We start from the raw sequence: 12,077 nt of genomic DNA, 5'->3' as shown, positions 1-12,077 counted from the left end.
TGCTCTACTACCCGACCGTGACGCGCGAGGAGTTCCGCAACATGGGGCGCATCACCGAGCTGATCGAGAGCAACAAGCTCACCGACGACCTCGGCCTGCCGCCGCTCAATGCCGCCGAAGACCGCGTGATGCTGTGCGGCAGCCCGGGCCTGCTGGTCGACCTCAAGCACATCCTCGAGGCGCGCGGCTTCAAGGAAGGCAACACGTCGACGCCGGGCGACTTCGTGGTCGAACGCGCCTTCGCCGAGAAGTAGGGCAAGACCATGACCCATGTCGTCACGGACAGCTGTGTCCGCTGCAAGTACACCGACTGCGTGGACGTCTGTCCGGTCGACTGCTTTCGGGAAGGACCGGATTTCCTGATCATCGATCCCGACGAATGCATCGACTGCGCCGTTTGCATCCCCGAGTGCCCGGTCAACGCCATCTACGCGCAGGAGGATGTTCCTCCCGCCATGCAGCACTTCACGGACTTGAACGCGAAGCTGGCGACGCTGTGGCCGTCGATCGTGAAAAGACACGCGCCGCTTCCGGATGCCGACGCCTGGAAGGACAGGACAGACAAGCTGAGCGCCGTCAGTCTTCCCGAGCTGGAACCCTGAGGCCGCGACGCGGCCGCATGACGCAAGCCCGGCTTCACGCCGACGGCATCCATCCCCCGAGCTTTCAAGCTCGAGATGGCGAATCGGTCTGCTTGAGCTGGTCGAGGAACCAGCGGCCGGCCGGCCCCGGCGGCGAATCCTTGCGGTAGGCGGCGAACATCGAGATGGGAGGCAGTCGCGGCTGGAAGTTCTCGATCTGGATCTGCACCAGGGCACCGGCATTGAGGTCGCTTCGGACCATCGCAGCCGGCATGTGCCCCCAGCCGAAACCTGCGCGCAGGAACGCATGCTTCGCGCCAAGATCCGCCAGGCGCCAGGTCAAGGGGGAGAACACGCCGTAGGTCTTGCCGTCGGTCAGGGTCGTCCGGTCCGTCAGGACCAGCTGCACGTGTTCCTCCAGTTCGCGCAGCCGGATGAGTCCCTTGCGGCGCGCCAGGGGGTGGGCGTTCCCCGTCACCGTGACCATCGGCACGTCGAGCAGCTTCTCGGACTCCACGGCATCCGGCACAAGGGGCATCGATCCAAAGATGCCAAGCCGGCAAGTGCCCTCCATCACGGGTTGGATGACGGCGCCCAGCGCCTCCACATAGAGGCGCAGCGGCGTGTGGGGAAATGCCGCGCGGAAGAGGCCGACGGCCACGGTCAGGGACTCCATCGGATACATCACGTCCACCACGACCGATAGCTCGGGCTCCAGCCCTTCGGCAATGGTCCGCGCCTTCGCCTTGAAGCCGTTCATGCTGTTGACGACGAGACGGGCCTCCGCAAGGAGCGCCGTGCCTTGCTCGGTGAGTTGCGGATAGCGCGCCGAGCGATCGAACAGCTGCACGTCGATCTGCGCCTCGAGATTGGCCAGAGTCTGGCTGACGACCGACTGTGCCCGACGCAGCCTGCGGCCTGCGGCCGAGAAGCTGCCTTCGTCCGCCGCCGCGATGAAGGTTCGCAGTTGGTCCATGGATACGCCGTCCAGCATCTATCGCTCCTGTCGATGGGTTGCATCGAAAGATATAGGCTTCCCAGTGAGATGTCCAGCTCCTAACCTTCAGGCCATGTCATCACTGGAAGGAAATCTCATGGAACAAGCAGTCAGCGAACCCGTGCATGCCTCGCCTGCGCAGACACGCCGCATCGTCGCGCGCACAAGAGGCCGCGCGCATGGACCCATCACCCGAATCGTCAGTCCTTCGGACATCGGCGAACTGATCAAACCGTTCGTCTTCCTGGACTACTTCGATTTCAAGCCCACCGGCCATGCGCTGTTTCCGATGCATCCGCATTCGGGGATCGCGACGATCACGGTCCTGCTCTCCGGCGACTTGCGCTACGAAGACACGACCGGGGCCTCAGGCGTCCTGGCCGCGGGCAGCGTCGAATGGATGCGGGCAGGCAACGGCGTCTGGCACGACGCCAGTCCGGCCGGGCTCGAACGTTTCCAGGGCTATCAGGTCTGGGTGGCGCTGCCGCGAAGCCTGGAAAACGGCGTGGCGCAAAGTCAATACCTGCCCTCCGAGGCCGTTCCGCAGCAAGGCCCCGCCAGGCTCGTGCTGGGACGACATGCGGGCGCGAGCAGCCGCGTGGCCGCGCCGGACGGAATGAACCTGCTCCACGTCCATCTGGCCTCGGGCGAGCGCTGGCACTATCAGCCGCCCACGGGGCACGACGTCGCCTGGACCCATGTGCATCGCGGAGAGCTCCTTGTGGCCGGCGAGCGACTCGAGGGCGAGCTCGCGGTGTTCGAGGAGTCCGAAAGCGCGATCGAGTTCACCGCCCAAGGCGACACCGACTTCATCGTCGGATCGGCCGTGAAGCATCCGCACGATCTGGTGCTGGGCTACTACTCGGTTCACACCTCGCCCGCGGCGCTTCAACGGGGAGAGGCGGAGATCGCTCGAATCGGGCGGCAGCTTCGCGCCGACGGACGCATTCGTTGATTGCCCTTGCCTGACCTCCAGCTTCTTCAACCACCGTTCTTTTCACCAACCTCAAGGAATCCATCATGAACACTACTTCTGACAGCAAGAACTCCGTCCTGCCTTTCGCCGGGCGAATCCTCCTGGCCGCGATCTTCATCATCAGCAGCCTCGGCAAGATCGCGGCGCCCGAGGCGACCCAGGGATACATTGCCTCTGTCGGGCTGCCCGTGCCGGTGCTCAGCTACCTGGCCGCCATCGTCATCGAACTGGGTGGCGGCGTGCTGCTGCTGGTGGGCTGGCGCACCCGCGTGGTCGCGGCAGGGCTTGCCGCGTTCTCGATCATCTCCGCGCTCGTCTTCCATCACGCGCTCGGCGATCAGAACCAACTGTTCCACTTCCTCAAGAACCTCGCGATGGCCGGTGGACTGATCCAGGTGCTGGCATTCGGTGCGGGTGCATTCAGCATCGACAACCGGAAGAAAGCGCCACACCGCACGTTGACCGCTCAGTAGGTCTAGAACATCCGGTTCGCCCCTGCCGTGGGGCGGACTGGCTTCCATTCGAGGCGAACTGATCCTGGCACCAACTTAACTGAGGAGATCGAAATGAAGCTGTGGAAATTCATTGAGCGGCATCACGAGGACTTCGGAGCCGCACTCTTCGTTCTTCCGTGCCTGATGGCAACGCTCGCGATGGCTGGCATCGCCTTTGGCATCGGCCTGCTGTTGCGGTAGTGCCAAAACTGCGACTGACCACCACGCTGGACGGGGAGACCATGCAGGATGGCACGACCGCGGTTTTCTCGTTCGGCACGGTCGTCGAACATCAAAGACGCAAGCCATGGGACGGCCTCTCTAGTCCAGGGTCGCTCGCGCGAGGAAGGGTGCCAGCTGTTCCCGGGCCATCTCCGGCGTCACGACGTCCACGGGATCGAGCTTCTCGTAGCTGTAGCTCTCCGGGTCGTCGTAGATGCGTTCCGAGATCAGTTTCGGCTGGGGATCGTTGGTGTACGTGAAGATCTGGAACAGATGGTGGTTCATGAGGTAGTGGGCTTCGGGGTCGGCCTCGATGTCGTGATCCTTCAGACAGACACCGGGCACCACATGCGTCCAGACGGCCTCCGTGGTGACGCCATAGTCCTCGACCCCCATGTTCATCGTCCGGGCGCCCATGACGTTCTGCCGGGCCTCGAACGTCTCCCGGTAGAAACCTTCGACCGCCGCCTTTCCCGAAAGAACCCGCATTTCCCTTCGGTCTCCGACGCGGTACATGGGCTCGTCGACCGTCAGTTCCGGCACGATGATCTGGTCCCAGTAGCCGGCAACCTCCAGCAGGAGATGTCGGAGGTAGTTCTTCAGTATGGCCTTGTGCAGCGGCTTCTCGGTGGCCTGGAGAAAGGCCTCGACCTGCCTCGGCCACTCGGTGACATCAAACTTGTTCGGAATGCGCATCAGCGTCAGCGCATCCGCGGTATTGAACAGTCGATCCGCTTGATTCGAAGCTCCAGATTGCATGCTATTTCTCCTGTTCAGGTGGCCAGTGCGGGACTGACGGTCTGTGCACTTCGATGGAATGCGCCACTTCGGCACGCCGGGTCATCGCGCCGATGAACACGGCAGTTCATGGGACCAGAATGGGCAGGCCCGCACGGCGACGAGCGGCAATATCTTCGTGCGCGCGAGCCGCCTCCGCGATGGGATAGCGCGCGACTTCGATCTTGCCGAAGACGCCCTTGCGATAGGCATCGAAGAGTTCCCCGGTGGCAGTGGCCACGACAGATCCCTTGACGAACTGCGGCATGCCGCCGCCCGCGACGCGAATACGGCGCGCGGCAAGCAGCGCCTGGTCGATCGACGGCTGGCCGGAGGCGGCACCGATCGTCAGGATCGCCCCGCCGTCCCGGACTGCGGCCATCGACGCTTCGAAGGTGGCGCGGCCGACGAACTCGTAGACGACATCGACGCCATTCGGTGCCAGCGCCCTCACCTTCAACGCCAGTTCACGGTCGTCGGATCGCAGCGCATGGTCGACGGCGCCCTGGATCTCTTCGAGCTTGTCCGCCGATCCCGCCGTGCCGATCACGGTCGCCCCCAACGATCTCGCCCAACGCGAGATCAGCGACCCGACGCCGCCCGATGCCCCCTGGACCAGGACCGTTTCGCCGGCCTTCAGTGGGTACAGCGCGCGAAGCCCCATCCAGGCCGTGAGGCCCTTGGCCATCACGGCCGCGGCTTGCTCGGTCGGGATGTCGTCCGGCAGCTTGATCAAGGACGATGCATCGATCACGCGCTGGACCGCATAGCTGCCCGGCGCGAAGAAGTACGCGGCGCGGTCGCCGACCGCGAAGCCGGACACCCCCGGGCCCACGGCCTCGACGACGCCAGCGGCTTCCACCCCGGGAACGAAGGGCAGCGGAACGCCAAAGGAACCATCGCGAAACGCCGTGTCGACGAAGTTGACGCCGATGGCTTCCTGGCGCAATCGCACCTGCCCGGCTCCCGGGGCGCCCGCCGTTTCTTCCTCGACCTGCAGCGCAGAGGGAGGGCCGTAGTGATGCACACGAATGACGGTGGTCATGTTCTTTTTCATGTTGGGTGAGTGATGTCAGATCACCGACAGCAGTCCGCCGTCGACGAGGAGCGCGATGCCGGTCACGTAGCTCGACATGTCCGAGCCGAGCCACGCGACCGCATCCGCGATTTCGGAAGGCTTGCCGAGCCGGCGCAGCGGCGTGCGCTGCCGGAAGCCCTCGGACGCGGCGGCGATGCCCGGATTGGTGCGCAGCAGGTGGGTGTCGATGGTGCCGGGAGCGACGGCGTTGATGCGTATGCCATCCGGGCCGAGCGCGTCAGCCAGGGCCTTGGCCATGAGCACGACGCCGCCCTTGCTCGTGGAGTAGGCCACGGTCATGCCCGCACCCGCGATCCCGCCCATGCTGGCCATCAGGACGATGCTGCCGGCCTTGCCGCGCGCCTTCATCTGCCGCGCGGCGGCTTGCGCGCTGAACAGGACGCCATCGAGGTTGACCGCCATCAGTCGCCGGTAGTCGTCTTCGGCCACGTCGGCGCCATCCGAACGCAACGTGATGCCGGCGTTGCCGACCATCACGTCGACACCGCCGAACTCCGCCGCCGCTTCGACCAGCGCATCGACCTCCGTGCGCTGGCTCACGTCGGTGCGATGGAAGCGGGCGGCCACGCCGAGCGCCTCGATTTCCGAGGTGGTGGTGCTGCCGCCCTCGTTGGACGTTTCGGTGATGTCCGAGACGATGACCGCCTTCGCACCATGTTGCGCGGCGCCGATCGCGATCGCCCGGCCGATGCCGCTGGCGGCGCCGGTGACGATGACCACCTTGCCCTTGAGAATGTCGCTCATTTGAATGTTCCTCTTGGAGTCGCCGAAGGTCTCACTTGCCGCGCGGCAGCAGGATCTGCTTGGCCTGCGAACCGCCCTTTTCCACCATGCCGTAGGCCTCGACCGCCTGATCCAGCGGCCATGTCCGGATCGACGGCGCTTGGAAGATGCCCTCGTCGAAACCGACGCGCAGCGCATCCATGATCCTGGCGATCTCGGCGCCCGTGAGCTTCGCGGTGTCCACGCCGATCAGGCGCTGGCGACCGCGATAGAAGTCCACCAGGTCGAACTCGACGCGACGCGACCCCATGCTGCTGATGGCCACCTGCCGCCCGTCGAGCGCCAGTGATTTCAAGGCCGCTTCGAACAGGGCACCCCCGACCGTATCGAGCACGACGTCGACGCCCTTGCCGCCCGTCAATGCCTTGATTTCCTCGGGCAGATCCTGATCCTTCGTGTGGATGACGGCATCCGCTCCCGGCGCCTCGCCGGAAAGGATCGCGCCGATCACTCGCGCCTTCTTCCAGCGCCCGATCTGGGTGGCGGCCCGGCCGACCGCGCCTGCCGCGCCTGTGATCAGGACGGTCTCGCCTGCCTGCAGCCTGGCGGCATCGATCAGCGTCGTCCACGCGGTGACATAGGGCGCTCCCACCGCGGCGGCCTGTTCCATCGAGAGGCTCGCCGGCATCTCCGAGAGCCAGTCCGACGCCACGGCCAGATACTGCGCATGCGCACCGTTGCGGACCATGCCGAAACCCGCGCCGCTGCCCCAGACCTTCTTGCCGCGCCAAGCCGGGTCTCCGGCCACAACGACGCCCGCATAGTCCCGGCCCGGCGTGGTCGGCAAAGTGGCGTTGAAGAGTCCTGCGACGTTCTTCACGTCGCTCAGGTTGATGGCCGACGCATGCACCTCCACGAGAACCTCGCCACGCCCGAGTTCGGGAATCGCGATGTCCTGCAGTAGCAGCACCGTCGGCGCGCCAAACTTCTCCAGGCGCAAGGCGTTCATGGTCGTCATGTTGCCCCCTGCGCGCCTAAGCCTGCGCCGCCGGCGGCCAGGCACCGAGCTGCTGCAGCAGGGAGAAGAGATTCGCGACACCCCAGTGTTCCGTGATCTTTCCGTCTTGCACGCGCATCGCATCGACGGTTTCGAAATGGATCTTGCGACCCGTGGGCGCGATGCCGAACACGGCGCCCTGATGCGTCCCGTGGTAGGTCTTGAAGGTCGTCACGACGTCGCCCTCCACCCGCTGCCAATGGATGTCGGCATGAAAGTCGGGGAACGCGGCGCGCAGCGTCTTGTAGAGGCCCAAGGCGCCCGCCTTGTCCGGCGTGCAGTTGGGCTGCGGCGTGTGGTCCAGGAAGCTATCGGCGAAGAGCTCGTCGAACAGCGCATAGTTGCCGCCGCCTTGAACCTCTTCGGTGTTGCGACGGACGACGGCCTTGGCCGCTTCGCCCGCAGTGATCTTGCTGCTCATGGTTGTTCTCCTGGGAAGACTCGAAGCTCAACCGAACAGCTTGGCCGCCGTCTTCGCGACCAGCTCGCCCTGGTGGCGCGCGCCGGCAAGGTCGATCTCCGACGGCTGCCGCGATCCGTCGCCGCCTGCCACGGTCGTCGCGCCATAGGGTGCCCCACCGACGATTTCATCCATGCTCATCTGGCCTTGATGGCTGTACGGAAGGCCCACGATGGTCATGCCGAAGTGCAGCAGATTGGTGATGATCGAGAACAGCGTGGTCTCCTGGCCGCCGTGCTGCGTGGCGGAAGAGCTGAAGGCAGCACCCACCTTTCCATGCAGTGCGCCGCGCATCCACAGGCCGCCCGCCTGGTCGAGAAACGCCGCCATCTGCGAAGACATGCGCCCGAAACGCGTGCCGGTGCCGACGATGATCGCGTCATAGTTTTCGAGTTCGGCCACCGTGGCGACCGGGGCCGCCTGGTCGAGCTTGAAGTACGCGCTCTTCGCGACTTCCAGTGGAACGGTCTCGGGCACCCGCTTGATGTCGACCGTGGCGCCGGCACTGCGGGCGCCTTCGGCGATCGCTTCGGCCATCTTTTCGATGTGACCGTAGGACGAGTAGTAGAGGACAAGAACCTTGCTCATGGGAATCTCCTAGAAAAAGCGGACTGGGTCGCCAGCTCGGTTGGCAGACCACGAATTGACAGGAATCGCCGAAACGTCGGCGGGCGGGGAAGGAAGAACGAACTTCGATGACATGGCCCCGAGCGTATGAGCCTTGAATCTCTCGTGGAAGCCTGTTTGTTTCGATGGAATCCATCGAAAAACTCGATGATCCAGACAGCGAACGTCGCGCCGCCCTGAGTGCGCACGGAACCCCTATGCGTGCAGGCTGTCGATGTCGTGAGGGCGAACCCGAGTCATCCACTCCTGGCGTTGGCTACCTGTTGCGGTTGCGGTCATCGAACGGCGCGAATACCTCTGCCACCCAATCGGCGAAAACGCGGAGCTTCGAGCTCAGGTGTCGACTGCTCGGGTAGACCAGGTGCAGTGGATGCCGCGGCCGCGTCCAATCGTCGAGCACGGTGCGCAGCCTCCCGCTGTCGAGATGCGGCGTGACCATGAACTTGAAGGCCTGTCCGAGTCCCACGCCCGTGAGCAGCGCGCTCAGATGGGCTGTGCTCTCGTTGACCGCGACGGCGGCCTGACCTTGCACCAGCACCTGTTCGTCACCCTTGTGGAACTCGAGCGGGAACGCCTTTCCTGAGAGTGACGAGAAATACCCGACGATGGCGTGCCCTGGCACGGGCGTCTTGTTTGTCGGTCCGGGCTCGCGAGCCAGGAGTTCCGACGGATGTTGAGGAACACCGCGGGCGCCGAAATACAGAGGACTCCCGCAGGTGACCCAATCCAGGTCGGCGATGCGCCGGGCGACGAGCGATGTGTCGGCGAGCTCACCCCCGCGAACCACGCAATCGACGCCTTCACCGATGAGGTCAATGGGGCGGTCGCTGACGCCGAGGTCGACGTGCAGCTCCGGGTAGCGCGCGCGAAAGCTCGGCAGCGCCGGAATCAGAATCATGTTCGCCAGCACCGACCCGATGTCGACGCGAATGCGGCCGCGAGGCTGAGCCCGTGCTCGCGCTGCGCTCTCGTCCATCTCGTCGAGGTCGTCAATGAGACGCGTGGCTCGCTCGTAGTAGGCCGCTCCCTCGGGCGTCACGTTGACGCGCCGTGTCGTCCGCTGCAACAGCTTCGTGCCGAGGTGGCGCTCGAGGTCTTGCACGAGCTTGGTCACCGTCGGACGCGGAATGTTCATCGAGTCCGCGGCCTTCGAGAACGCGCCTGACTCGGCAATCCGCACAAACACGCGCAGGGCAAGCAGTTGGTCCATGGCTGGTCAGTGGGTGCGCACCGGGCCGAGATTATTCACACAGCTGAAATGAGAAATCAATTTTGTCGTCTTTATTCATTTGTGTGAACTGTCTAACCTTCAATCACCCTTCCAACAACTGGAGCACGACATGGGCAACAAACTCGCCGGCAAGGTCGCAGTCATCACCGGCGGCACCACCGGCATCGGCCTCGCAGCAGCGAAGACTTTCGCGTCGGAAGGCGCATTCGTCTAACTGTTTGCCGACGGCGGCATCGCGCAAGTCTGATCTACAAGCCAGCGCCTGGCGGCGCGGCGGCTCATCCGCGCTGGCCCGAAGCGCGCGCCCTGAGGCCGAAAGCGGCCTCTTAACCACAGAGGATCCTATGAAAACAGCGACCGACCTGCTTCACGCATATCTGGACAACATCGGAGATCCGGCGAAGGCCGCCGCACTGTTTGCCAACGACGGTGTCCTGGAACTTCCGTGGGTGAAAGCCCATGCGCAAGGTCCTGCGGCCATTGAGAAACTGATCGGGGGCATTCTCGTGAAGGTGCCCGAGTTCCGATTCAAGAACATCAAGCTCTGGATCGAGACGCCTGACAAGGCCTTCGCCGAGTACGAGGTCGAGGCAGTCGTCGTCGACACCGGCAAGATCTACCGGCAAACCTACGCCGGGTTGCTGATTGCGCAGGATGGCAAGATCGAGTTGCTTCGTGAAGCCCTCGACACCGCGGCGGCCGCACGAGCATTCGGCAAGGACTGAACGAGCAGGCGGGGTGGGGCCGGCCGGCGCAGCCCTCTATGGAGGGCTGTCAGAGGTCGAGGCTCAGCGTGTTGCAGAACGCGCCCACCAGACGGGTCGTCCTGAACCCCAGCCTGCGCGCCAGCGAAAGCATGGCCACGTTGGTCGAGAGGGTGATGCCGCTCAGTTTGCGCAGACCGAGCTGCCTGGCGGCGGCGATGAGCCGAAGCATCAGGTCACCCCCCAAGCCGCGGCCCTGCCACGCATCCGCCAGCACAATGGCGAAGTCCGTGTTGTCCGGCGACTCGAACACGCACGTTGCGATGCCGACGATCGCCTGTGTCCCCGCCGCACCGGAAAGTCCGATCAGCGTGTACTCACGGGAAGGATCCGTGTTTGACCAGTGGCGGATCTCATCGTCGGTCAGGCTGCGCGCGCCCATGAACCGCTTGTAGGCTGTGTCGCGGGACAGGGTCCGCACGAACTCGTGCACCAGCGGGTAGTCCTCGGCGCGGATGTGCCGAATGCTGACCGCGCGATCCGTCGGGCCGTGCCACTGCCCGGCGATCGAGCTTGCCGGAGTTTCGGCACCGGGCATACCGAGCGCATTCATGCTGGTCGTCTGTGTCATGGCCGTCTCCTGATGGAAGTTCGATGCCTCCAATCTAGGCGTGGATGCGTCGCAGACCAAGATGGCCGCCGGCAAAGTGGCATTTGTGAAACTGGAACAATGCGGGCAGTCGCCAGGCGCCGCCGACCGCGGCGCGGCAGGTGCCCAGGCTTCTCGGGGCTCCGAAAACACCCGCGCCAGGGAAAAAAGCCATTGCCAAACGGCGCAATGATTGCGTTGCAAGCGACCTGAATCGCGGGCGTATCATCCGATCCATCTCAACCGAGAGGCCTGCGACCGTGGACCGCATCGCCGCAATGACAGCCTTCGTTCGTGTGGTGGAAGCCGGCACCTTCACCAAGGCGGCCGAGACGCTCAACCTTCCCAATGCGTCGGTCACACGGCTCATCCAGGCACTCGAGGACGAGCTCAAGGTTCGCCTGTTGCACCGGACAACCCGGTCGGTGACGGTCACGGCGGAAGGCGCCGCCTACTACGAACGCGTCGTGCGCCTGCTGGCGGAACTCGCAGACATCGAATCCTCGGCAAAGCAGTCGCTCGCCTCGCCGACCGGCCGTGTCCGCGTGGAGACTGCAGCAGCCTTGGCTTCGATGGTCATCATCCCCGCCTTGGGAGAGTTCTACCGGGCGTATCCCAACGTGGACATCGAGCTGGGGGCCGGCAATCGCCAGGCCGACCTCGTCGCCGAAGGCATCGACTGCGCCATACGGGTCGGTGAGGTCACCGAGCAGTTCCTGGTGGCGCGGCGCGTTGGCGAGTTCCGGCTCTACACATGCGGGGCGACGGCGCTCTTCCCGCCGCACGGGCTGCCGGCGACCCCGGCGGATCTCGCATCATTCCCGACGATCGGCATGACTTCGTCGCAAACGAACCGGCCCCTTCCTTTCCAGTTTGCGAAGGATGGGGAAGTTCTTGAGCTCAGCTTCAGCCATCGCCTTGTCGCGAACGACACGAATTCCTATGTCGCGGCCGGCCTGGCGGGCCTGGGCATCATCCAGGCGCCGACTTACTGCGTCCACGCGGCCATTGCAGAAGGCAAGCTGGTTCCGCTACTCGACGAGTGGCGTACCCGCAGCATCCCGATTCACGTGATCTACCCACCCAACCGCTACCTCAGCGCCAAGGTGCGCGTATTCATCGACTGGGTCGTGACCTTGTTCGAGCGCGACGAACTTCTGAGGCGCGAGCCGACACACGCCTAGCGCATCGGCGTGGCCAACAGAACCGTCATTTGTACGGGATCGGCTTGCCCGACGCGTCCTTGATCTCGCCCCAGGCGGTGGCGATCGCGCCCTTGACCTTGTCGGGCATCGGCACGTAGTCGAGGTCGCCGGCGGTCTTGTCGCCGTTCTTGTAGGCCCAGTCGAAGAACTTGAGCGTGGTCGTGGCCTGCGCCGGCTTGTCCTGCAGCTTGTGCATCAGGATGAAGGTGGCGCCGGTGATCGGCCACGAATCCTTGCCTTGCTGGTCGGTCAGCACCTGGTAGAAGCTCTTCGAC

Annotated in this window: 15 protein-coding genes and 2 pseudogenes; 7 read left to right on the top strand and 10 right to left on the bottom strand. The window is 64.5% G+C overall.

The window, feature by feature from the left end; translation table 11 throughout:
* Positions 1-254: pseudogene (locus AC1D2O_RS37155) on the top strand (ferredoxin--NADP reductase); the annotation flags it as partial.
* A 9-nt stretch (positions 255-263) separates the two neighbouring features.
* On the top strand, positions 264-602 hold the full coding sequence (gene fdxA / locus AC1D2O_RS37150; RefSeq protein WP_478093526.1) for a ferredoxin FdxA: 339 nt from the start codon (positions 264-266) through the stop codon (positions 600-602).
* Positions 603-666: 64 nt separating this feature from the next.
* Here the strand turns inward: fdxA and AC1D2O_RS37145 are convergent, their stop codons facing one another.
* Complete coding sequence (locus AC1D2O_RS37145; RefSeq protein ID WP_478158878.1) at positions 667-1,575, bottom strand: LysR family transcriptional regulator; 909 nt, start codon at positions 1,573-1,575, stop codon at positions 667-669.
* Positions 1,576-1,675: 100 nt separating this feature from the next.
* Between AC1D2O_RS37145 and AC1D2O_RS37140 the strand changes: the two genes are divergently transcribed.
* The 3 genes from AC1D2O_RS37140 to AC1D2O_RS37130 all read left to right on the top strand — a co-directional run bounded on the left by AC1D2O_RS37140 (position 1,676) and on the right by AC1D2O_RS37130 (position 3,249).
* On the top strand, positions 1,676-2,533 hold the full coding sequence (locus AC1D2O_RS37140) for a pirin family protein (protein ID WP_478093530.1): 858 nt from the start codon (positions 1,676-1,678) through the stop codon (positions 2,531-2,533).
* Positions 2,534-2,598: 65 nt separating this feature from the next.
* The gene (locus AC1D2O_RS37135; protein ID WP_478093531.1) at positions 2,599-3,027 is read left to right on the top strand and encodes a DoxX family protein; all 429 of its coding nucleotides are present in this window, start codon (positions 2,599-2,601) and stop codon (positions 3,025-3,027) included.
* Positions 3,028-3,120: 93 nt separating this feature from the next.
* Entirely contained in the window at positions 3,121-3,249 is a 129-nt protein-coding gene (locus tag AC1D2O_RS37130) for a hypothetical protein (RefSeq protein ID WP_478093533.1), read from the top strand.
* 120 nt (positions 3,250-3,369) lie between these two features.
* Here the strand turns inward: AC1D2O_RS37130 and AC1D2O_RS37125 are convergent, their stop codons facing one another.
* From AC1D2O_RS37125 to AC1D2O_RS37095, 7 genes are all read right to left on the bottom strand, one after another.
* Entirely contained in the window at positions 3,370-4,029 is a 660-nt protein-coding gene (locus AC1D2O_RS37125; RefSeq protein WP_478093535.1) for a hypothetical protein, read from the bottom strand.
* Between the two features lie 106 nt (positions 4,030-4,135).
* On the bottom strand, positions 4,136-5,092 hold the full coding sequence (locus AC1D2O_RS37120; protein ID WP_478158877.1) for a quinone oxidoreductase family protein: 957 nt from the start codon (positions 5,090-5,092) through the stop codon (positions 4,136-4,138).
* A gap of 27 nt (positions 5,093-5,119) precedes the next feature.
* Complete coding sequence (locus AC1D2O_RS37115) at positions 5,120-5,890, bottom strand: SDR family NAD(P)-dependent oxidoreductase (RefSeq protein ID WP_478158876.1); 771 nt, start codon at positions 5,888-5,890, stop codon at positions 5,120-5,122.
* A gap of 31 nt (positions 5,891-5,921) precedes the next feature.
* Positions 5,922-6,887 (bottom strand): quinone oxidoreductase family protein, encoded by a 966-nt coding sequence (locus tag AC1D2O_RS37110; RefSeq protein ID WP_478092100.1) that lies wholly within the window; start codon positions 6,885-6,887, stop codon positions 5,922-5,924.
* A gap of 16 nt (positions 6,888-6,903) precedes the next feature.
* Positions 6,904-7,347 (bottom strand): ester cyclase, encoded by a 444-nt coding sequence (locus AC1D2O_RS37105; protein WP_478092098.1) that lies wholly within the window; start codon positions 7,345-7,347, stop codon positions 6,904-6,906.
* Between the two features lie 27 nt (positions 7,348-7,374).
* Positions 7,375-7,974: an NAD(P)H:quinone oxidoreductase gene (gene wrbA / locus AC1D2O_RS37100; protein WP_478158875.1), complete on the bottom strand. Its 600-nt coding sequence runs from the start codon at positions 7,972-7,974 to the stop codon at positions 7,375-7,377.
* A gap of 295 nt (positions 7,975-8,269) precedes the next feature.
* Positions 8,270-9,223 carry a LysR family transcriptional regulator gene (locus tag AC1D2O_RS37095; RefSeq protein WP_478092094.1) on the bottom strand — a complete coding sequence of 318 codons (954 nt, stop codon included), beginning with the start codon at positions 9,221-9,223 and terminating at the stop codon, positions 8,270-8,272.
* 365 nt (positions 9,224-9,588) lie between these two features.
* On the opposite strand from AC1D2O_RS37095, the gene AC1D2O_RS37090 reads away from it, so the two are divergent.
* The gene (locus AC1D2O_RS37090) at positions 9,589-9,969 is read left to right on the top strand and encodes a nuclear transport factor 2 family protein (protein ID WP_478092092.1); all 381 of its coding nucleotides are present in this window, start codon (positions 9,589-9,591) and stop codon (positions 9,967-9,969) included.
* Between the two features lie 49 nt (positions 9,970-10,018).
* On the opposite strand, the gene AC1D2O_RS37085 is transcribed toward AC1D2O_RS37090, so the two are convergent.
* On the bottom strand, positions 10,019-10,579 hold the full coding sequence (locus tag AC1D2O_RS37085) for an N-acetyltransferase family protein (protein ID WP_478092090.1): 561 nt from the start codon (positions 10,577-10,579) through the stop codon (positions 10,019-10,021).
* 278 nt (positions 10,580-10,857) lie between these two features.
* On the opposite strand from AC1D2O_RS37085, the gene AC1D2O_RS37080 reads away from it, so the two are divergent.
* A complete protein-coding gene (locus tag AC1D2O_RS37080) occupies positions 10,858-11,781 on the top strand; it encodes a LysR family transcriptional regulator (protein WP_478092088.1) in 924 nt (307 codons plus the stop codon).
* A 25-nt stretch (positions 11,782-11,806) separates the two neighbouring features.
* Here the strand turns inward: AC1D2O_RS37080 and AC1D2O_RS37075 are convergent.
* A pseudogene (locus AC1D2O_RS37075) lies at positions 11,807-12,077 on the bottom strand (phosphate ABC transporter substrate-binding protein PstS); the annotation flags it as partial.

Source organism: Variovorax sp. P1_G12 (genome assembly GCF_056405555.1).
Note: the sequence above shows the minus strand (reverse complement) of the source record. Positions and strands in the feature narration are given on the sequence as shown.